This window comes from Microbacterium sp. zg-YB36 (assembly GCF_024623575.2).
Classification (GTDB): domain Bacteria; phylum Actinomycetota; class Actinomycetes; order Actinomycetales; family Microbacteriaceae; genus Microbacterium.
This window is the reverse complement of the sequence record NZ_JANJFD020000001.1, coordinates 999,708-1,018,972: the sequence shown is the minus strand read 5'-3', so window position 1 is coordinate 1,018,972 and position 19,265 is coordinate 999,708. Positions and strand designations below refer to the sequence as shown.

At 70.2% G+C, this 19,265-nt stretch carries 16 protein-coding genes; 9 read left to right on the top strand and 7 right to left on the bottom strand.

All coding sequences use genetic code 11. The features are described from left to right. Nucleotides 1–38: 38 nt before the first annotated feature. From NQ151_RS04990 to NQ151_RS04975, 4 genes are all read right to left on the bottom strand, one after another. Nucleotides 39–911 (bottom strand): ABC transporter permease subunit, encoded by an 873-nt coding sequence (locus NQ151_RS04990; RefSeq protein ID WP_257527200.1) that lies wholly within the window; start codon nt 909–911, stop codon nt 39–41. Continuing rightward, a complete protein-coding gene (locus NQ151_RS04985) occupies nt 908–1,822 on the bottom strand; it encodes an ABC transporter ATP-binding protein (protein ID WP_257527199.1) in 915 nt (304 codons plus the stop codon). The genes NQ151_RS04990 and NQ151_RS04985 overlap by 4 nt, the downstream gene beginning before the upstream one ends. Before the next feature lie 125 nt (nt 1,823–1,947). Then, nucleotides 1,948–2,619 (bottom strand): NAD(P)H-binding protein, encoded by a 672-nt coding sequence (locus tag NQ151_RS04980; protein ID WP_257527198.1) that lies wholly within the window; start codon nt 2,617–2,619, stop codon nt 1,948–1,950. Between the two features lie 85 nt (nt 2,620–2,704). Then, nucleotides 2,705–5,458: a helix-turn-helix transcriptional regulator gene (locus NQ151_RS04975; RefSeq protein WP_257527197.1), complete on the bottom strand. Its 2,754-nt coding sequence runs from the start codon at nt 5,456–5,458 to the stop codon at nt 2,705–2,707. Between the two features lie 159 nt (nt 5,459–5,617). On the opposite strand from NQ151_RS04975, the gene NQ151_RS04970 reads away from it, so the two are divergent. From NQ151_RS04970 to NQ151_RS04955, 4 genes are read left to right on the top strand one after another with little or no spacing between them, the layout of a single operon-like run. Further along, on the top strand, nt 5,618–5,815 hold the full coding sequence (locus NQ151_RS04970; protein WP_257527196.1) for a hypothetical protein: 198 nt from the start codon (nt 5,618–5,620) through the stop codon (nt 5,813–5,815). Between the two features lie 9 nt (nt 5,816–5,824). Continuing rightward, nucleotides 5,825–6,586 (top strand): helix-turn-helix domain-containing protein, encoded by a 762-nt coding sequence (locus NQ151_RS04965; RefSeq protein WP_257527195.1) that lies wholly within the window; start codon nt 5,825–5,827, stop codon nt 6,584–6,586. Between the two features lie 51 nt (nt 6,587–6,637). Next, nucleotides 6,638–7,222, top strand: coding sequence for a small multidrug efflux protein (locus NQ151_RS04960; RefSeq protein ID WP_257527194.1), 585 nt, complete (start codon nt 6,638–6,640; stop codon nt 7,220–7,222). Between the two features lie 7 nt (nt 7,223–7,229). Further along, nucleotides 7,230–7,925, top strand: a complete 696-nt coding sequence (locus NQ151_RS04955; RefSeq protein WP_257527193.1) for a hypothetical protein — start codon at nt 7,230–7,232, stop codon at nt 7,923–7,925. Nucleotides 7,926–8,206: 281 nt separating this feature from the next. Here the strand turns inward: NQ151_RS04955 and NQ151_RS04950 are convergent, their stop codons facing one another. Both NQ151_RS04950 and NQ151_RS04945 read right to left on the bottom strand, forming a co-directional pair. Further along, entirely contained in the window at nt 8,207–9,253 is a 1,047-nt protein-coding gene (locus NQ151_RS04950; protein WP_257527192.1) for a hypothetical protein, read from the bottom strand. Nucleotides 9,254–9,257: 4 nt separating this feature from the next. After that, on the bottom strand, nt 9,258–12,104 hold the full coding sequence (locus tag NQ151_RS04945) for a hypothetical protein (protein WP_257527191.1): 2,847 nt from the start codon (nt 12,102–12,104) through the stop codon (nt 9,258–9,260). Between the two features lie 251 nt (nt 12,105–12,355). Here NQ151_RS04945 and NQ151_RS04940 point away from each other — a divergent pair, with 251 nt between their 5' ends. From NQ151_RS04940 to NQ151_RS04925, 4 genes are read left to right on the top strand one after another with little or no spacing between them, the layout of a single operon-like run. Further along, nucleotides 12,356–12,745, top strand: coding sequence for a VOC family protein (locus NQ151_RS04940; RefSeq protein ID WP_257527190.1), 390 nt, complete (start codon nt 12,356–12,358; stop codon nt 12,743–12,745). A 16-nt stretch (nt 12,746–12,761) separates the two neighbouring features. Further along, nucleotides 12,762–14,597: a glycoside hydrolase family 15 protein gene (locus tag NQ151_RS04935; RefSeq protein ID WP_257527188.1), complete on the top strand. Its 1,836-nt coding sequence runs from the start codon at nt 12,762–12,764 to the stop codon at nt 14,595–14,597. Nucleotides 14,598–14,619: 22 nt separating this feature from the next. Further along, entirely contained in the window at nt 14,620–14,775 is a 156-nt protein-coding gene (locus NQ151_RS04930) for a hypothetical protein (protein ID WP_257527187.1), read from the top strand. Nucleotides 14,776–14,814: 39 nt separating this feature from the next. Beyond that, nucleotides 14,815–15,501, top strand: coding sequence for a DUF6226 family protein (locus NQ151_RS04925; RefSeq protein WP_257527186.1), 687 nt, complete (start codon nt 14,815–14,817; stop codon nt 15,499–15,501). On the opposite strand, the gene NQ151_RS04920 is transcribed toward NQ151_RS04925, so the two are convergent. Beyond that, complete coding sequence (locus tag NQ151_RS04920) at nt 15,449–16,213, bottom strand: hypothetical protein (protein ID WP_257527185.1); 765 nt, start codon at nt 16,211–16,213, stop codon at nt 15,449–15,451. The genes NQ151_RS04925 and NQ151_RS04920 overlap by 53 nt on opposite strands. A gap of 153 nt (nt 16,214–16,366) precedes the next feature. On the opposite strand from NQ151_RS04920, the gene NQ151_RS04915 reads away from it, so the two are divergent. Continuing rightward, the gene (locus NQ151_RS04915; protein ID WP_257527184.1) at nt 16,367–19,261 is read left to right on the top strand and encodes a helix-turn-helix transcriptional regulator; all 2,895 of its coding nucleotides are present in this window, start codon (nt 16,367–16,369) and stop codon (nt 19,259–19,261) included. Nucleotides 19,262–19,265: the final 4 nt, after the last annotated feature.

Here is a 19,265-nt window from a genome sequence, read left to right as displayed (position 1 = left end):
TTGTCCGTGGCCACGGTGTATTTCCCGGCTCGGCGAGCTCAGGCATCCCGGCGCTTGAGGAGCACGGCCGCGGCGGTGAACAGCACGACCGCCCAGGCGACGAGGACGAGCGCGCCCTGCCACGGTTCGGTGAGCCAGCTGGCGGATTCCGGTGGGAGAAGGTCCACCCAGCTCTGCTCGGTGGGGTAGCTGAAGAGGAGGCTGCCGGCGGTCGACGGCAGCAGCGTCGCGACGTTCTCCACCCAGCCCGACGACGCGAAGCCGAGCACGAGGCTCAGCGCGAGCGGCGCCGCCAGCACCAGGCCGACCGCAACCGCGATGCCCCCGGCGGTGTTGCGCAGGAGGGCCCCGATGCCGAACGCGATGAGCCCCACCAGCACGAGGTAGCCCGCACCTCCGAGCAGCGCGAGCCAGTAGTGCGGGTCGTCGAGGGCCACATCGAAACCGTTGCCCGCGAACAGCCCCACCGAGATGGGAACCGTGATCGCGAACGCGACCGCGCTCACGACGAAGGTCACGACGACGAAGACGAGCGCTTTGGCGAGCAGCGCCGACAGGCGCTTCGGCACGGCGGTGAGGGTGGACCGGATCATGCCGGTGCCGTACTCGCCGGCGATGATGAGCACGCCCAGCACGCTCACGATGAGTGTGCTGACGTCGGTGCTGACCATCACGGCGTACACCGCCATGTCTTGCACCGCGTCCTGGGTGGGAACGGCGTCGACGCCCTGGAAGCTGAGCGACGCGGACATCTGCGCTCCGAGCCCGACCGTGAGCACCACCAGGATCGCGTAGGCCCACCAGGTGGAACGGATGCTGCGGAGCTTGATCCACTCGGCCCGCAACACCCCGGTGAAACGCAGATCGTGGCCGACGGGGGAGAGGGCGGGGTGTGCGGTGGTGGTGCTCATCGGGCTGCCTCCGTGCTGCGGTATTCGACGTCGTCTCGGGTCAATTCCATGTAGGCCTCTTCGAGAGACCGCGCCACCGGGGTGAGTCCGTAGACCACGATGCCGGCGGCCGCGGCGATCTCGGCGATGCGTGGCGCGGTGAGCCGGGTCACCGACATCAGGTCGTGCTCCAGGGTCATCACGGTCGCACCCTCCGCTTCGAGCAGGCGCGAGAGCCCGACGACCCGCGGCGTGCGCACCTGCACCGAATCGCCCTCGGTTCCCGCGAGGATCTCGCCCACGGGAGCGTCGGCGACGATGCGGCCCCGGCCGAGGATGATGAGGTGGTCGGCCGTCTGCGCCATCTCGCTCATCAGGTGCGAGGACAGGAAGACGGTGCGGCCCTCCGCCGCGAGGCTTCGCGCGAGCCGGCGCACCCACACCACCCCCTCGGGGTCGAGCCCGTTCACCGGCTCGTCGAGGATCAGCGTCGCCGGGTCTCCCAGCAGCGCCACGGCGAGGCCGAGCCGCTGACCCATGCCCAGCGAGAACCCGCCCACGCGCTTGCGCGCGACGGAGTCGAGCCCCGTGAGCGCGATCACCTCGTCCACGCGCTTCGATCCGATGCGATGGGTGGCTGCGACTGCGAGCAGGTGGTTGCGGGCGCTGCGCCCGGGGTGGACAGCCTTGGCTTCCAGGAGCGCGCCGACTTGCCGAAGCGGGGCCCGGTGCCGGGCGTAGGGCATGCCGTTGACCGCCACCGAACCGGATGACGGACGGTCCAGGCCCATGATCATGCGCATCGTGGTGGACTTGCCGGCCCCGTTCGGGCCGAGGAACCCGGTCACCACCCCGGGGCGCACGGTGAAGTCGATGCTGTCGACGGCGGTCTTCGCGCCGTAGCGCTTGGTCAGGGAGTGAGCTTCGATCATTGAGATACTCCAGGTGTTTCTGCGTCCGATGACGCCGTGAGGGCGGGGCCGAGGCGGCGCCCGCGGGGCCCATCCAGTGGACACCGTGTTGTCGGCACAGGGTCAAGCGCGGGGGCGGTCGCCCATCAGAAGCCGCCGCAGAAGGCTCGTGGACGGGCAGCTCGAACCGCCTGCGTGATCGGCGTCGCACCCTGGGTGACTTCGAGGATCTGCCGGGAGATCCGGGGCTCGTGGAGGAGTTCCGCGAGGGTGGCGGCGACGTCCGCGCGGGGGATCTCGTCGTGCGGCTGGGCCGGGCCGAGCGAGACCGTTCCGATGCCCGCGTCGTCGGTGAGCAGCGACGGCCGCAGTATCAGCCAGTCGAGGCCGCTCATGCTGACGGTGACGTCCACGAGCTTCTTCACCGCGAAGTAGAACTCCTCGTCGGCGCTGAGGTTCTGCCCGCGGCCTGCCTCGGGCAGCACCGATACCAGCGCGAAGCGCCGCACCCCGGCCAGTGACGCGGCGTCCAGTGCCGTGACCACGCCTTCGCCGTCGATAGCGACCGTGACGTCGCGGGCGCCGCCGTTCGAGCCGGCGGTGTAGACGACGGCATCCATTCCCGTCAGCAGGGATGCCAGGTCGTCAGCGCTCAGAGAGCCCAGCTCCCCGACGCTCGCGTCGACGCCGCGGGCCGCGAGCGCGGCGCGCTGCTGCTCGCGGCGCACGACGCCCGAGACGTGGTCGCCGCGGTCCAGAAGCTCCTGGGCCAGCAGGCCCCCGATCGCGCCGCTGACACCGATGATGAAAACCCTCATGCACCTTCTCCCTTCCGTCGAAGACGACGTGGGGACACTCCACCCCCTGTTCCCTGCACCGTGTCAAGCGGGGCGTGGATCAGAGTCAGGACAGCGGCATGTCGCGCAGTTGCCGGCGGGACGTGACGCCGAGCTTGCGGAAGATGTTGCGCAGGTGCGCCTCGATCGTGCGCGGGCTGAGGAACAGCTGCGTGCCGACCTCGCGCGACGTCGCGCCCGCCGCCACCAGCCGTGCGATGTGCAGCTCCTGAGCGGTGAGGGCGTCGGTCGGCTGAGCGGTGCGCTTCTGGGGATGCTCGCCGGTGGCGCGCAACTCGCGGGCCGCGCGTTGGGCGAACGCCTCGGCCCCCATGGTCGTCAGCATGTCGTGGGCGGTGCGCAGCTGTTCGCGGGCGTCCTGGCGCCGGCCCTCGCGACGCAGCCACTCGCCGTAGACGAGGTGCGTGCGGGCCAGGTGGGCCGCCATGCGGCTGCGCGCGAGGTGGTCGATCGCCTCGCGGTAGTGGTCCTCGGCGGCCGGCCCAGGGGTGGTCAACGCTTGCGAGCGGGCGGCCAGCCCGAGGGCCCAGGGGGTGCCGGCGGCGTTCGCTCGTGCGGTGAGCTCTGCGAGTGCTTCGGTCGCGCTCTCGGGCTGGCCGGAGCGGCACGCCGCCTCGATGAGCTCGGAGTAGATGAGGTTGTTGAACTTCAGGCCTTCGGATTCGATGCCGCGTGCCGCGGCGCTCTGTGCCGCCGCGTAGTCGCCCGAACCGTTGTGCAACACCGCCAAGGCGTACCCGGCAATGGTCATCTCGGCGCTGCGCCCGCGGGCGGGGCCCGCCTGGCCGATCATTGAGGTGATCTCCGCGGCCTCTTCGGCATGGCCGCGCCACGCAGCCAGGATGAGGCGCGTGTGGAGGTGGAGTCCGGCCTTGGTGGCCGCTGCGGCCTCGGTCTGCTCGGCCGCCCGGGTGAACTCACCGGAGAGCACGAGCATGACGGACTGGACGAGGAGAGCCGCGGGGAGCGTGGCCAGCGCGCCGGCTTCACGGGCCGACCGCATATGGTGCGCGCCGAGCGTGAAGAAGAGGTCCTCGTCGAAGACCGTCATCGCCGTCCGTGCCGCGAGCCATCCCCAGCGGCGGATGTCTGCGTCGGTCGCCGGGTCACCGCTTACGCCGTCGCAGAATGCGGCCAGCGCCTGCCGCAACTCCGGCACGCCCGCCGCGTGCCCCCGGGTGAACGTGGTCACCAGCCCGTCGAGCAGCAGATCCGCCGGTCGTGGTGACCCGGGCGGGGCGGGTGCGCTGCGGGCGGCCTCAGCCACTGCCCGCACCGCGGAGCCCGTCCCGGGCACGCCGGTGCTGATCGCGGCGTCGATGGCGTCCAGGTAGGTTTCGCGGGCCAGTGCCGGGTGCAGCCAGGCGAGGCTTTCGGCCGCCTTCAACAGCATTACCGGCCCCTCACCGTCGCGTGCGACGTGGTACGCGATCCGAGCGCGCAGCAGCTCGACGCGGGCCCGCTGCAACGCGTCGAGCGGCCCCGCGGCGGCCATCGCCAGCAGTTCGGATGCCGCTTCGGACGCGCCGGCCTCGTGCTTGGCATACGCAGCTTCCAGCGCTCGGCGCGCCCGGGCGCCCGGCTCCGGCGTCAGCGTCGCCGCCTGCGCCATGAACGCCGCCGATGCGGCCAGCCCGCCGCGGGCGCGCGCTCGTCCGGCCGACTGCTCCAGCTCCGCGGCGACCTGCTCGTCGGTGCCGAGCACGGCCTGCGCCCGGTGCCAGGCTCGTCGGTCGGGGTCGACGTCGCGATCGGTGGCGGCGGCCAACGCGTCATGCGCGCGACGCTGGTCGGATGGTGTCGCTTCGCGGTAGATCGCCGAGCGCACCAGCGGGTGCCGGAACGTCACACGCCCGTTGACCTGCAGTAGCCCGGCGGCCTCGGCGGGGCCGAGCGCGTTCTCGTCCACTCCCAGGTGTGCGGCCGCGCGGCACAGGAGCGCCGCGTCTCCGGTGGGGTCCGCTGCCGCGGCGAGCAGCAGCAGCTGGGTGTCGGCGGGCAGGCTGTGGGATCGGCGGCGGAAGCTCTCTTCGAGCCGACGCGGCACATCCAGGGCACTCGGCAACGCGTATCCGCCGGCCAGCTGTGCGGACTGCGCACTCAGCGGGAGCTCGAGAAGCGCCAGCGGATTGCCGTATGACTCGGCGATGATCCGCTCGAATACCCTCTCGTCGAGCGGAGCGGGCAGCGCCGACGTCAACAGTTCCCGCGCGTGCGCCTCGGAGAGAGCGTCGAGGCGCAGCTGCGGCAAGTCGGCCAGCGCCGCCGGCTCGGCTGCGGCATCCTCCCGCGCGGCGTCGCGCACCGCGAACAGGAGCGCGATCCGCTCGGCTGACACCCGTCGCGCCACGAACGCGAGCACCTGCGCGGATGCGTCGTCGAGCCACTGCGCGTCGTCGACGAGGCACAGCAGCGGCGCCGCTTCCGCCACCTCGGCCAGCAGGCTGAGCGTCGCGAGCCCCACCAGAAAGCGGTCGGGAGGGTCGCCCGCCTGCTCACCGAACGCCACGGCCAGCGCGCGCTGCTGCGGTTCGGGCAGGGCACTCGCGTGATGCAGCAGCGACGCGCACAACTGGTGCAGACCGGCGAACGCGAACTGCGACTCCGACTCCACGCCGACCGAGATCTCGACGCGGAACCCCGACGCCGCCGCGGTCGCACGGGCGTGGTCGAGCAGCGCGGTCTTTCCGATGCCGGCCTCACCGTGCAGCACGAGCGCTCCGCTGTGCCCGCTTCGTGCCCGGGTGAGGAGCTTTTCGACCGCTTCGCGCTCGGCGTGCCGACCGAGAAGATGCGTCACTGGGGCTCCCTTCGGGTTTTCGCCACGGTACTAGGTGTTTGTCACCGACGCGAATAACCCCGTCAGCGCATGCCGACGGGCGTACGTAGGGACGGCTACCGACGCGATGGGGAGGTCGCAACTGCGAGCCTGACGGGACCATCCGAGAAAGGACCCCTGATGACCACGCAAATGTCCGCACCACGGACCGCCGCGACCGCCTCGCCCCCCGTCGCGCCGCCGCGCGGATTGACCCGGCAGCCGGCCGTCTCCGACCACCCGGACACCCGGTACGCGGGTGCGGTCAGCCTGGCCGCGGCCCTCGCCGGCATCCTGCTGGGCGCGTCGGGCGCACGCGGCGCCGGCATCGCACAGTAGGAGCGAGCCATGGCGTGGAGCACCCGCGAGCTCGCCGACCTGGCGGGCACGACCGTTAACACGATCCGGCACTATCACCGGCTCGGTCTGCTCGACGAGCCCGAACGCCGCTACAACGGCTACAAGCAGTACGGGGTGCGGCACCTCGTGCGGCTGCTGCGCATCCGTCGGTTGGTGCAGCTCGGCATCCCCCTCTCTCAAGTGGGTCCCGTGGGCTCGGGCGACGAGAGGATGCCCGCCGCGTTGCGGGCGCTGGATGCGGAGCTCGCGGCCCACATCGAGCGCCTGCAGCAGGCGCGCGCGGACATCGCCGAGATCCTGCGTGATGACGCCCCCGCCGATGCCCCCGCCGGGTTCGCGTCGGTTGCGGCGCACCTCTCCGAGGCCGACAGCTCGATCCTCCACATCTATAGCCGGCTCTACGACCAGGAGGCGATGGCGGATCTGCGCCGCATGGTCGAAGTGGATGCCGCGACCGGCGCGGTCGGCGATGAGATCACCGCCCTGCCGGCCGACGCCGACGAGGCGACCCGCCAGCGGCTCGCCGAGCGGCTCGCGCCGACCCTGGCGCAGAACCTCATCGACTATCCGTGGCTCTACGACCCCGCAGGGCATGCGTCCCACAGCGCGCGCGTGACGCGGCAGACCTTCGTCGAGGCGGTGGGGGAGCTGTACAACCCCGCGCAGATCGACGTGCTCTCCCGCGCCGGCTTGCTCGCGCAGGAGCGAGTGCTGACAGCCGCACGATCCGACGATTTGACCCTGTTCTGAGAACAGGGGATCTCCTTACTCTCCGCTCACCACAACAGAAAAGGAAATGCCATGAATTTCGTGCAAGAACTCATCCTGAACCTGCAAGAGCTCGCCGCCCAGGTGCCCGATCTCGTCAAACCTCTCGTCGTCGCGCTCGCCGCCGCGATCCCGATGGTCGAGGGGGAGGTGGGGGCGGTGATCGGCATGATCGGCGGGATGCACCCGGTCGCCGCAGCAGCGGCCGCGGTTGCGGGCAACTTCCTGACCGTGCTGATCATCGTGCTGCTCACGTCGCAGGCACGCACCGCCGTCGTCAACCGCAGCAGAGCGCGGGTCGGCGCGAGCGTGGGCGCTTCGTCGCTCGCCGGTCTCGAGGACGTGGGGGACACCGCGGTCATCGAGCCGCTGGCATCCGCCAAGCCGGAATCGAAGGGGCGCCAGCGCGTCAAGACGTGGCTCGTCCGCTTCGGCGTGCCGGGTGCGAGCATCCTCGGTCCCTTCGCGATCCCCACCCAGTTCACCTCGGCGATACTCGTCGCCGCGGGGAGCTCAAAGGCGTGGGTGCTGCTCTGGCAGGCCGTCGCGATCGTCCTCTGGACGACGGTGACCACGGTCGGTTTCTGGCTCGCGCTCACCTACGTCGTCGGGGTGTGACCCGGCGATGGCTTCGCAATTCGACGAGCCGCCGGCAGGCGGAATGGCCTGGGGCGGCACGCAGCGCCCCTCGGGCCCTTCCGCCGCCGGCGGCGGGCACCCGCTGCCGCGCTTTCGCTGGTGGCAGTCGTTCGCCCGCTCGCTCTTTCATCTCCGCCTCGTCGACCCCAGCGGTCGGCTCGGGACGTGGTCGGTCGACGTGCGGCACGGGGGAGACGACGACGGCATCGTGTGGGCCGACCTCTACCGCGACGGTCGTCACGCCGGTCGGTCACGGCTCCCCGGGGCGTTCCCGGTGCCGGGTGGACGCATCGAGGTGGAGACCAGCGGCTTCGGGCTGCGGCGCGCGCACTACGTCGCGGCCGACGGCTCCGAACGGCAGCTGACGCCCGACCCGGCCTCCGCCGAGGGCAGGCGGGCGCGGCTGGAACGGACGGCTCCGGCGCTCAGTCACGCGATCAGCGCCACCTCGATGATCGTGCTCGTCGTAGCCCTTTTGCTCGCCGTACCGCAGCTCGTCGAGACCGTCACGCAGTTCCCGCTGATCGCGGAGACCATGGGCACGTTCGTCAGCCCCGTCCGCCTGCCGGCGTGGCTGAACATCGCGGTGGTCGTGGCGGGCCTGGCAGCCAGCACGGAACGTGCCCTGCGCCTGCGCTACAACCGACTCCTCGACGGCGGGCTGTTCGATGGCGATGAGTAGTAGGTCGGCCGCCGGCTCGCTGGCCCCGGCATCTCGCGCGGTGGTCCCCGGTCGCCGTCCGACGGTTCCCCGGAGGGCTGACATTCCCCTGCCTCAGCCGAGCGACATCGACATGCCGCCGACCTTCTCGGTCGATCTGACCCATCTCGTCACCGCGGCGCTCGGCGCCGCGGAGGTGGCTGACGGGCACGCGGGCTGATCGGGGTCGCCCGGTCAACGCTGCGCTGGTCGCGGAGGCGGTGCGGTCAGGGGGATGCCGGCAACCAGTGCTGAGCGGCTGACTACGTTCCAGATGAGCCGCCCTGCGGGTCGTCCTCGATAAACCGCCCACCGCGGTCGTCGGCGAAGGGGTCGTGATCGGGCCACTCATCGGCAGGAGGTTCGGCCGCCGGTGCGACGACCACGTCGCGCGTCGCCGTGACTTCCTCGCCACTCACCGGCGTGTACCGCACCTCCACCCGATGCTCGCCTTCCGTCAGAAGTCCGGCCGAGGCCGCGGTTCCGAAGCCGACTCGCTCGCCGTCGACGAACCACTGCGTCCGCTCCGGCCCGCGCCCCGGCTCCGCCGGCTGCTCGGGATGCTGCACGAGGCAGTCCAGCTCGACCGGTGTCCCCACCGTCAGCTTCTCCCGCTCGGCGGGGGACACGATCGTGATGACGGGTCCGATCGGGCGTACCTCGATCGGCTCGGTGTGGGCCACGGTGGAGCGCACCCCGTCGGAGTAGATGACGAAGAACTCGCAGCGCTCGCCGCCGGGGAGCCGGTCGGCGGGAATGGAGATCTTCTCGCGTGCCGGGCCGGCCCAGGCCACGTGGAATCCGCGCTCGCCCCAGCGGTAGAGCACTTTGACGTACGACGCCTCCTCGAGTGCGGCGCGGGTGGGGTCGATCGTCAGCACGGCCGGCTCGCCGCCGGGAAAGCCCTGCCCCTCCTTCGCCTCCCCGCGGACTGGCGGTGAGGCGAGCTCGACCGAGACGTCGGGTGCCTCTCCGATCGCCGTGGACCACAGCACCCGATCACCGCGGCGCAGCCGCACCTCTACCGCTTCGGCATCCAGGTCGACGTACACACGCACGCGCCACGAGTCGATCGGTGCGCAGACCTGTTCGCTCACGATGTTGGGCATCTCGGTCCGTAGCACTCGGCCGTCGGCATCCACGGTCTCGGCGACGACCTCGCCGTTGCGGTGGGCGGGCTGCAGGGCCTCGGGCCACCGATGGATGAACGTGGTCGATCCGCTCCGCCGGGGGAGGAATTCGTCGTTGCGTGTGAGACGACCCCGGATGAGCAGGTGCTCGCGGCGGCGTGTGTCTTCGGGAACCCTCATGACGTCAGCCTCCGATCTCATTCCACAGCCGCGTCCAGCGCGCGGGAATCGGCCAGGTGTTATTGGGGGTGCCCCAGTAGCTCATGAGATCGGCCACCCCTGTGCCCGGTGTGATGGCGAGCGCACGTGGGGTGTCTCCTCCCGCCGTGTTGCCCGCTGTGCCGGCGGTGTCGAACGGCACATCGAGCTGCATCGCATTGTTGGGCCACGCGGATGCCGCATCGCCGCCTTCCGGCGCGCCGGTGCCAGACGCCGGAAGTCGGACGTGCTGCTGGTCCAGGCAGTGCGCGATCTCGTGGGCCGCGTAGGGGCCGTTCGCCGGGGGCGTGTAACAGACGTTGCTCGGGATGTCATAGGCCTCACCGCGGCGGAAATCGCCGGGGATGAGCACCCAGATCGCCCCGTCGTCGTCGGGGCAGTCGGATCCCGCCCACTCCGTGATCTCCTCCCAGAAGGAGCAGTTGTGGAGATCGTCGAAGTCGTCGAGCATGTCGCGACGCTCGGGTGCGACCTGCGTCTTCTCATCGGGCCCCGACGAGCGCACCTCGATGCCGAGCCCCGGAACGGGTGCGATGCCCGCGGTGGGCGTCGGCAGAAGGCCGATCGCGCCCCGGATCGTGTCCTCGCAGACGGCGGGGGTGGGCGCACCCGCACCATTCCAGTTGACCCGCACGTAGCGGAACTGCAGCGTGCGCCGCCGCTGGTAGGTCACGGTCGCGGAGTTCCTGCTCGGGGTCTGCGCCTCGCCAACGTAAGCCCCCACGGCGCCGAAACCGGCGACATGTACTTCGACCTGGTAGCGCGCCGTGCCGGCGGCCCAGCCGGTCGGGAGCATGAAGTTGAGCGTGTCGGTCGTCGTGTTGAACGAGGGCGCGGCGGGGACCGTGATGGAGGTGCCGTTGGCGGCCTGCATGGGGCGTATGCCCGCCGGGGCGGGGTCGATCCACCCCGACCACCGCCCGTCGCGGTACATCCGCACCCGCCCCGTCACTCGCGGCACGACATCGCCGCCCCACCCCGCCAAGCCGTGCCGGATGAGCGCGCGCACGACCGTGGGTTTGCTCTCCACCATCTCGATGGTGTGCCCGGCATTCTGCAGCGATTGGGTGATCTGCAGCGATTCGATCCGCAGCAGCGGGGGCTTCACGGTGAACACCCGGACGGTGCGCGTCATCGTCCCGCCGCAGGCCCCGGCCGCACGGATGGTGTACCGCCACTCGGACGGGCCGCTGTGGTCGATGGGGCCGAAGGCGTGGATGCCGGTCAGGTTCGTGCTCGTCATGCTCGCGGCGCCCGCTGCGAACGCCGGGGCACCCGCCGTGTCGCGCGTGATGGTGACCGACGAGGCGTTGCGCACGGTCCAGTGCAGCGTGAGGGTCTCGCCGTCCTCGAGCAGCTCCGCACCGACGCCGTTCGCGGTGAACGTCACGATCTCCGCCTCGCCCGCCGTGATGGCGGTGATCGCGGAGGCGGGTGGGCAGACGCCGAACGGCGCGAGCCGCTGCCGCTTGACCGGGTGGCACTTCAGGGCGTTCAGCTGACCGATGACCTGATTCATGCGGTCGACCCATGCGTTGTAGGCGTCGATGTACGCCTTGTCGCCGAAGCCGACGGGTCCGGATGCCACTCGTGCGGGCAGCACCGCGGTGATGCGGGTGTCGCTCCAGGTGGCGGGGGTGACAGCCCGGCATCCGTCGAGTGTTGGAAGCAGCAGCACCGTGTTCGGCGGTTGGGAGGTTCCGAACCCCGATCCGCGGATGGTGAGCGTCTCGCCCGCGCAGGGACCCGTGAGGGTGACGCCCGAGATGCCGGTGTTCCACACCGCACCGGTGGCGGGCGCCGCGGGCGGCGGCTCCTCGAGAGCGCGCAGCAGTCGCCGCGCCGCGACGAGGCAGGCGATGAGTGCCGTCACCTTCGGATCGATGTAGTTGGGGCGCTCCCACCACCACGGCCACCATGGTCCCCAGTCGTTGGGATCCCACTTCTTCGGGTTCTTGAATCGGCCGAGGAGCGCCGCGAGCCAGGCGTCGACGATTGTCCCCGGGCCCTTGGGCAGGCCGGGCAGTCCGGGGGTCCCTGGTACGCCGGGTATCCCCGGCACGCCAGGCACGCCGGGCATCCCGGGCAGACCCGGCAGACCCGGCATGCCGGGCATCTGGCCGCCCATGAGCATCTGCGTGGCCGGCAGGTCACCGATCCAGGGCAACGTGCCCGCATCGGTGAGTCGCTGCAAGAGGCGCGCCGCTCCCGCGCCGCCCTCCGTGCGGTGGGCATCGACGAGAGCCGCCGCGAGCGCGGCGTTCGTGGCGAGCGACATCACGGCATCCATTGCCCGCCCGGCATCCAGTCGCGGGCCCAGCGCGCCGTCCGCCGCGAGGGTCGCCACTCCGACGAGCAATTCCGACATCGCGACCGCGTCGATCGCATCACCCGGATCCGGTTCGCGGTCCACGTCGGTGGCATCCGGATCGACGAGGTGGGGCTGTCGGTCCTCCGCTGGCACGCCGCCCGACCGCGAGTCGGACGACCGCTGCTCGCGACATGGCGCGCAGCATCCGCCGTCGATGGGCTCCGGCTGCTCGGGCGGCATCCCCGTGCGGGTGACGTGCAGCAGGATCTCCGAGACCCGGCGGGCGGCGTGGGCATCGCCCGCTTCGGCATCCGCCGTCGCCGTTGCCAACTCCTCCAGCAGGATCAGCGGGCTCGCAACGCCCCCGGTGAATCGCGCGAATCTGGCCAGCTCATTCGGGTCGACATCGTCGACCTCGGCGTCGGGGCCGGCGATGAGGTCGCTGAGCATTCTGCCGACGGGTGACCACCGGATGATCGTGGGGGCGGAGCTCCTGGGCATCGACGACCTCTCAGCCGGACTCAGCTTCTGCCGTCTTCATCGCCCCACTCGCTACGTCGACGAGATCGGATCTGGCTCGGATGCTACTCGCCGGGCGGCGTCGCAACCAGTACTGCGGTGAGCCGTCGGAAGGTGGCCCCTTGACAAGAACGCGTGGCTGGCGCATTCCGCCCGCGGCGACCGGCCTATACCGTGGGGCCGCAAGGATCCCTCGGCACGTGCCGGGATCCACCGCTGGAGAAAGGTCTCCCATGAGCGAGTCGACAACCGAAGCAGCGTGGATCTCCGCGGCCGAGTTCCATCGGGCGCGCGGTGTCTCCGCCTGGCGGGTCCAGGCCGACGTGCGGCCGTTCTTCACGGCCGCATTGGGCTACGAGGCGTTCGGCGACACGGATGCCGTCGACCCGCTGCGCTGCGGGCCACAGCCCGCCTTCAACCCGATCACCGGCGACTCTCCGGCCCGGGGCCGCACGCACTTCGACGTCTTCGTGCCGGCCGACCAGGCCCAGGCGCGAGTGGATGCCGCGCTCGCCGCGGGCGGGAGACTCGTCGACGATTCGGAGGCTCCCGCCTGGTGGTCGCTTGCGTCGCCCCACAACCACGGCGTGGACATCGCGTCCTGGACGGACACCTTCGACTGAGGGAGAGGTGCGGATCATGGGCGACTACCCCGACTACCCCTCCATCGCCGAGCACGGCCTGATCGGCGACCTGCAGACGTCGGCGCTCGTGGCAACGGACGGCACCATCGACTGGTTCTGCAGCCCGCGGTTCGACTCGCCGAGCATCTTCGGTTCACTGCTCGACAGCGCGCGTGGCGGTCACTTTCGCATGCGTCCGCGGGGCGGCGACTTCCAGACCAAGCAGCTCTACTTTCCGGACACTGCGATCCTCATCACGCGCTTTCTCACCGCGGGCGGCGTGGGCGAGGTGATCGATTTCATGCCGGTGAAATCCGGCATCCCGAGCGAACGGCATCGCCTCGTCCGGGGACTGAGGTGCGTACGCGGTTCCATCGCCTTTGACATCGAGATCGCCCCGCGATTCGACTACGGCCGTCAGCCGCATGAGGTCACGGTCGCCGAGGATGGCGCGACATTCGCCGCGGAGGGGACGACGCTGACGGTGAACCTCATCCGCGACCCGGGCCTCGAGCGCCTGGGTCAGGGCGTGCAGACCGAGAGCGGCGATCTGCGTCTCTCGCTGAGTCTCTCCGAGGGGCAGACGCGCGGCGTCGTCCTCGAAACCAACAGCGGATCCAGCCCGCGCGCGGTGCCGGTCGCCGAGGCGCAGCAGCTGTTCGACGACACCGTGCATTTCTGGCAGGACTGGATCGGGCAGTCCACCTACCGAGGGCGGTGGCGCGAAGAAGTGGAGCGCTCGGCGATCACCCTCAAGCTCCTGACCTACGCGCCCACCGGCGGACTGGTGGCGGCGCCGACGACCGGCCTGCCGGAGCAGATCGGCGGGGAGCGCAACTGGGACTACCGCTACACCTGGGTGCGCGACGCGTCGTTCTCCGTCGCGACGCTGGTGCGCATGGGATTCCACGAGGAGGCCACGGCGTTCGGCGGCTGGCTTCGCGATCGCATCTCGGAACAATCGGGCAGCGACACGGGGCCGCTGAACATCATGTACCGCATCGACGGTGACCCGAACCTGCCGGAGGAGACCCTCGACGACTGGGAGGGGTACCGGCAGTCGTCGCCGGTGCGCATCGGCAACGGCGCGGCGGGCCAGCTGCAGCTCGACATCTACGGCGAGGCCATGGATGCGCTCTGGCACGCCCACAACTCCGGACTCGCGATCGGCCAGCCGGGGTGGCTCGCCGTCAGCGGCATGCTCGACTGGCTGGCCGACAACTGGGATCAGCCCGAGGAGGGCATCTGGGAGACGCGCGGCGGGCGGAAGGACTTCACCTACGGGCGCCTGATGTGCTGGGTCGCGTTCGACCGGGCCATCCGGCTCGCCACGGAGTACGGCAGACCGGCACCGCTCGCCCGCTGGATCGAGCAGCGCGACGCGATCTACAACCAGATCATGGCGAAGGGGTGGGATGCCGAGCGGAAGGCATTCGTGCAGCAGTACGGCGTGCCGGTGCTCGACGCTTCGCTGCTCAAGATGGCGCAGGTGGGTTTCGTCGCCCCGCAGGACCCCATGTGGGCCGACACCCTCGCCGCGATCACGGCCGAACTCGTCTCGGACAGCCTGGTCTACCGGTACGACCCGAGCGCCTCACCCGACGGACTGCGGGGCTCGGAGGGCACGTTCTCGCTCTGCAGCTTTCTCTACGTCGACGCCCTCGCCCGCGCCGGCCGACTCGAGGAAGCGCGCATCACGTTCGCGAAGATGCTCACCTACGCCAACCACCTCGGTCTCTTCTCCGAGGAGATCGCACCGACCGGCGAGCAGGTCGGCAACTTCCCCCAGGCATTCACCCACCTGGCCCTCATCGATGCCGCGATCACGCTCGACGAACGACTGGGTGGGTAAGACTGCGCCGCGCGCAGCCGGAATGCCTCCCGCACTGGTGAGCGGGCTGCTGTCGTATCTCGAGCCCGATCCCGACATCGTGTGGGACCGGGCGGGCATCGAGTCGGCGCTGGAACAATCCGACGTGCTGGTCGAGCACGCCAGAGCTCAGCGCGACGAGAACCAGCATCGGCCGTAACGTCGCCGTCGCGAGGCCGGGCTGGGATACCGTGCGGAGATGAGCGACTACGCGCGGCCGGTCGTCGACCCGCAGAACTTCACCGACGCCGAGGGTGCGCCGATCGACTACGGCACCCGGTGGGAGGGTTCGCCAGATCCGGATGCGTACTCCGTCGTCAGCCACCCGGAGCGATTCGCGCCACTGTATGTGATCGCGGACGCGCTCATCGACTGGCTCACGGCCGAGTACGACGTCGTCGTCGAGGACGACCCCTCCGTCGCGTCGGACCTGCTGCATCTTCCGCGGCCGGTCGAGCGGGCGGTGCGCATCACGCCCCGGGACACGGATGCCGCCTCGGTGACGTTCGCCTTCACGGACTTTCCGGGGGTTATCCTCCACGCGGGTCTGCTGCAGGATCACCCGTTCCCGGTCTGCGGGTGCGATGCGTGCGACGAGACCTGGCAAAGCACCGCGGACGACCTGGAGTGGATCGTGCGCACCGTGGCCCAGGGAGGCTTCACCGAAGCCCTCGACCCGAACGACGATGCCCGCCTCTACGTTTCGCTGGAGGAGCCGGGAGTCGGCTCCCGCTCCGGCTCCGTACGGGCAGACGAGTTCCCCGCCGATCGGTTCGACGCCGTGAAGTCGCAGCTCGCAGGGCGTGGGTCGTGGGCGCCCTGGCCGCGCCGCCTTACTCCTGTGGGGGATCCGGAGCCGGGACAAGGAGGTCGCCGCTCGCGATAGGAGACCCGTCGGAGGCCCGAATGATTTCCACCTCGATGGAGTAGTCACCGGGCGACGACAGGTTCGGAATCCAGATGTCCACGCTGCCGCCGTCGTCGGTAGCGGGCTGGAACCGGGCTCCCAGGTGACTGGCGCTCCACCCAGGGCTGACGTCGGCACCGCTGAGTGACCAGGTCACCAGCAGCGGCACCCCGGCGAGCCCGTCGGCGGCGACATAGACGGCAACGGTATAGCCGAAGAGATCCACGGTGTCGTTCACTTCGGCGGCGTCGACCTCGCGCAGTGCCCCCGCGAGGAGAGCCGCCAGATCGTCGGTCGCCAGCGCCTCATCGTGGGGAGGCCTGGGGTCGATGTCGTCCGTGCTGGTCACCGGCAGGGGCGACAACGCCATCGCCTCCTCCTTCGTCAGCCGGTAGGGCGCCAGGCGCTGGTCGAACACCGCGGCGCTCGGCGTCGCCGCCATGGGGTCCGGCTGCGGCACATCCGCGATCGCTCGGGGGCCGTCGAATGCGTTTCTGACCGGGAACGAGAACTCGTGCAGTGTGGATTCGGCTATGAGGGCGAGATCGACACCGGCGGCACCCTGTGGCCCACCGAGGCTCGCGCAGCCGCCGAGACCGACGACGGCCATCATTCCCGCGGCGGCACCCGCACTCCTGACGAATGCCTTCTTCCGCTGCGGTGCAGTCGGAATGGTGCTGTTGGTGGACACGATCCACTTCCTCTCGAACGAGCGTGACCTGATACGGGCGACGCTAGGCGTGGGGGTCAGATCGCCACATGACATGAAATGCCTATTTGGAGGCGAAGATCCCACCACGTGCGCGGGGTCGACGCGATGGAGCGGCGGGCATAGGTTGGCCGCATGCGGGCGTGGAAACCGCCGCTCTTGCCGAGTTCGTGGCGCAGCTCCGATCAGCCACCCTTCGTTGCGCGCGACGGGGAGTTGAACGCCATCCTGTCCAGCTGGCCCGACGTGCAGCGCGGTGCTGCGCACTGCGTCTTCGTCACGGGGGAGCCTGGTATCGGCAAGACCAGGCTGATCGTCGAAGCAGCGACCCGGCTCAGCGCGCGTGGGGCCGCCGTATTCGCCGGTTCGTGCGTTGCTGAGTTCGGTGCGCCGTTCGAGCCGCTGGACAGCCCGCTGCGCAAGCTGCTGGAACTTGTCCGCGGCGCCGACGCGGAGGACTCGTCCAGTCAGTTGATCCGGCGAGCGATCGCGCCGGATCAGCCGAGCACGGCTGCTCAGGCAGGCAGCGTGGGGGATCAGCCGCGGCTGGCGTCAGCAATCGTGGAGCTGTTCCGGCAGGCTGCGCAGAGCCACTCCATCGCGATCGTGCTCGATGATCTGCACTGGGCCGATGAGGCTGCGCTGCGGCTGTTGCCGAGAGTGATCGCGGGCCTGGGGGACAGCCCCGTGCTGGTGCTCGGCGGGGTGCGTTCGACGAGCCCGGATCGATCGGTGATCGTCGATCGCGTCCTGGCGAACCTCAGCTCCTTCGAGGGGGTGCGCCGGATCTCGTTGCAGCCCATGGCGCTGGACGAAGTGATCGCCTATACGCGTACCCGCCTGGCGGCACCGGAAGGGAGCGTGCTCGAGGTCGCGACCAGGCTGAGCTTTCTCACGGGTGGAAATCCGTTCCTGCTGCGCGAGGCATGGCGATACGCCGGTGACGTCGTCGAACCCGGCGCCATCGGCATCACGCTGCCGGAATCGATCAATGACCTGCTGTACGCGCGGCTGAGCTCGATAGATGCCGCCGAACGTCGGCTTCTCGAAAACGCCGCGGTCCTGGGTATGGATGTCGTTCCGGAAGAGCTGACAGAGATGTCCGGCGAATCGCCCGACGTCGTCTCGGATGGGCTGGACCGTGCCCTCGCGGCCGGGCTCTTGGACGCCCCTCATGGCCCCGGCGAGGACCTGCGCTTTCCGCATGCCATCGCGCGGCAGGCCATTCTCGACAGCATCCCCGCACGCGAACGGCCGACGCTGCACGCACGCGCGGCCGGGATGCTCGAGCAGCGCGTGCCTACGCCCGCTCGCGTGACGCAGCGGCTCGCCTATCACTACTCCCATGCGATCCCGCTCGGATTCCGTGACCAGGCCATCTCCAACACCATCGCCGCGGCAGAGCTTGCGGCATCCAGAATCGCGTATGAAGAGGCCGCGCGCCTGTTCGAGCGCGCATCGGACCTGTGCGAGCTGCCGACCCGTCGCGACGAGCAGCTCCTGTCGGCGGCACAGCACTGGCGGCTTGCGGCTGACTTCGCCAGGGCACGCTCACTCGCGGAGCGGGTCTGCGAATCCGGCGCCCCGAGCGATCGACTGCGAGGCGCGATCGAATACGAAGAGGCGGCCTGGCGGCCGGGGCTGCCCGGAGCGCGGGCGGCTGAGCTTCTGACGCGGGCCTTGGAACTCGGTGCCGAAGCCGGTTCTCGCGGGGAGCGAATCGAAGCACTGGCCGCGCTCGCGCGGGCGACGTCGCTGTCGGGGCGCCCCGACGACGCGCTGGCGCTGGCGGCCGAGGCGACCGAACAGGCGCGCGCGACGGGAGACGAAGAGCTGCTGCTGCGGGTGATGCGGCGAGGATATCTCCACAGCTTCCGGCCACAGATCCTGCAGGAGGCCTACGAACGCGCCGGCGAGATCTGGACCACCGGGGGTGAGCGAGCGAGGACGTCCGGAGGCCTCGCCGAGTGGCTGTACGCAGCTCCCTTCTACGGAGCCGCTGCGGCCTATCTCCTGGGGGATCCTGCCGGGCTGGATGATGCGGAGTCGGCCTTGACCACGGCCGCCGCTCACGAGGGAAGCTACTGGCACTACTGGCGTGACTGCGTGGCCTACGGCCGGCACTTCGTGGCCGGTCGCCTAGACGAGGCGAGGAGTGCGTACCGGCGGGCGGCGAAGACGGAGGCGGGGTTCCGCTCGGATGCCTCCTCCAGCGTCGCCGCGCAGCAGCTGTACATGATCAAGCGCGAACTCGGCCAGCTGGGGCACGTGCGAGGAATCATCACCGGGACGGAATCGCCCCAACAGCATTGGGGTCCGGGGCTCCTCGGTCTTTACACCGAGTTCGAGATGACGAGACCCGCGGCGCGGATGCTGGCCTGGCTTCTTGACCGGGACACCCCGGTGGCGCATGAATCGGCCGAATGGCCCGCCGTTCTGGCGCTCCTTTCGGAAGCCGTCGTGCACTTGGGGGATCGCGACGCCGCGGCACGGCTGCGACCGCTGATCACCGAGTACAGCGGCTTGAACCTCATGTCGGGCTACTTCGTCTCCTGCTTCGGAGCGGCCGACCGCTACCTGGGACAGGTCGATGCGCTACTGGAGGCCCGCGACCCTGGTGCCTCCTTCGACGCAGCCCTCGCCTTGGAGGGCGGCGTCGGCGCGTCGCTTCATGCATCGCACACGCGAACGGCCAAGGCGCGATGGCTGGCTTCGCGAGACGCCCGCTCCCGGGAGGCGCGTGTCCTCGCGGAGCAAGTGCGCGCGGATGCCACCGCAGGTGGCTGGGCACGCGTGCTGCGCGTGATCGACCACGATGCGAGGTTGCGCGGACGTGCCGACAGGCTCACCCCCCGCGAGATCGAGATCATCGCTCTGATCGACGAGGGGCTGACCAATCGTGAGATCGCCGAGCGGCTGTTCCTCAGCGAGCACACCGTCGCGAACCACATGCGGAGCATCCTCACGAAGACCTCGAGCGCCAACCGATCCCAAGCGGTCCGTTACGCGCGGGACGAGGGCCTGCTCTAGCGGC

Excerpts from the sequence above, each read along its gene's own strand:
- NQ151_RS04990 (WP_257527200.1), bottom strand. The coding sequence starts at position 911 with ATGAGCACCACCACCGCACACCCCGCCCTCTCCCCCGTCGGCCACGAT.
- NQ151_RS04985 (WP_257527199.1), bottom strand. The coding sequence starts at position 1,822 with ATGATCGAAGCTCACTCCCTGACCAAGCGCTACGGCGCGAAGACCGCC.
- NQ151_RS04980 (WP_257527198.1), bottom strand. The coding sequence starts at position 2,619 with ATGAGGGTTTTCATCATCGGTGTCAGCGGCGCGATCGGGGGCCTGCTG.
- NQ151_RS04970 (WP_257527196.1), top strand. The coding sequence starts at position 5,618 with ATGACCACGCAAATGTCCGCACCACGGACCGCCGCGACCGCCTCGCCC.
- NQ151_RS04965 (WP_257527195.1), top strand. The coding sequence starts at position 5,825 with ATGGCGTGGAGCACCCGCGAGCTCGCCGACCTGGCGGGCACGACCGTT.
- NQ151_RS04960 (WP_257527194.1), top strand. The coding sequence starts at position 6,638 with ATGAATTTCGTGCAAGAACTCATCCTGAACCTGCAAGAGCTCGCCGCC.
- NQ151_RS04955 (WP_257527193.1), top strand. The coding sequence starts at position 7,230 with ATGGCTTCGCAATTCGACGAGCCGCCGGCAGGCGGAATGGCCTGGGGC.
- NQ151_RS04950 (WP_257527192.1), bottom strand. The coding sequence starts at position 9,253 with ATGAGGGTTCCCGAAGACACACGCCGCCGCGAGCACCTGCTCATCCGG.
- NQ151_RS04945 (WP_257527191.1), bottom strand. The coding sequence starts at position 12,104 with ATGCCCAGGAGCTCCGCCCCCACGATCATCCGGTGGTCACCCGTCGGC.
- NQ151_RS04940 (WP_257527190.1), top strand. The coding sequence starts at position 12,356 with ATGAGCGAGTCGACAACCGAAGCAGCGTGGATCTCCGCGGCCGAGTTC.
- NQ151_RS04935 (WP_257527188.1), top strand. The coding sequence starts at position 12,762 with ATGGGCGACTACCCCGACTACCCCTCCATCGCCGAGCACGGCCTGATC.
- NQ151_RS04930 (WP_257527187.1), top strand. The coding sequence starts at position 14,620 with ATGCCTCCCGCACTGGTGAGCGGGCTGCTGTCGTATCTCGAGCCCGAT.
- NQ151_RS04925 (WP_257527186.1), top strand. The coding sequence starts at position 14,815 with ATGAGCGACTACGCGCGGCCGGTCGTCGACCCGCAGAACTTCACCGAC.
- NQ151_RS04915 (WP_257527184.1), top strand. The coding sequence starts at position 16,367 with ATGCGGGCGTGGAAACCGCCGCTCTTGCCGAGTTCGTGGCGCAGCTCC.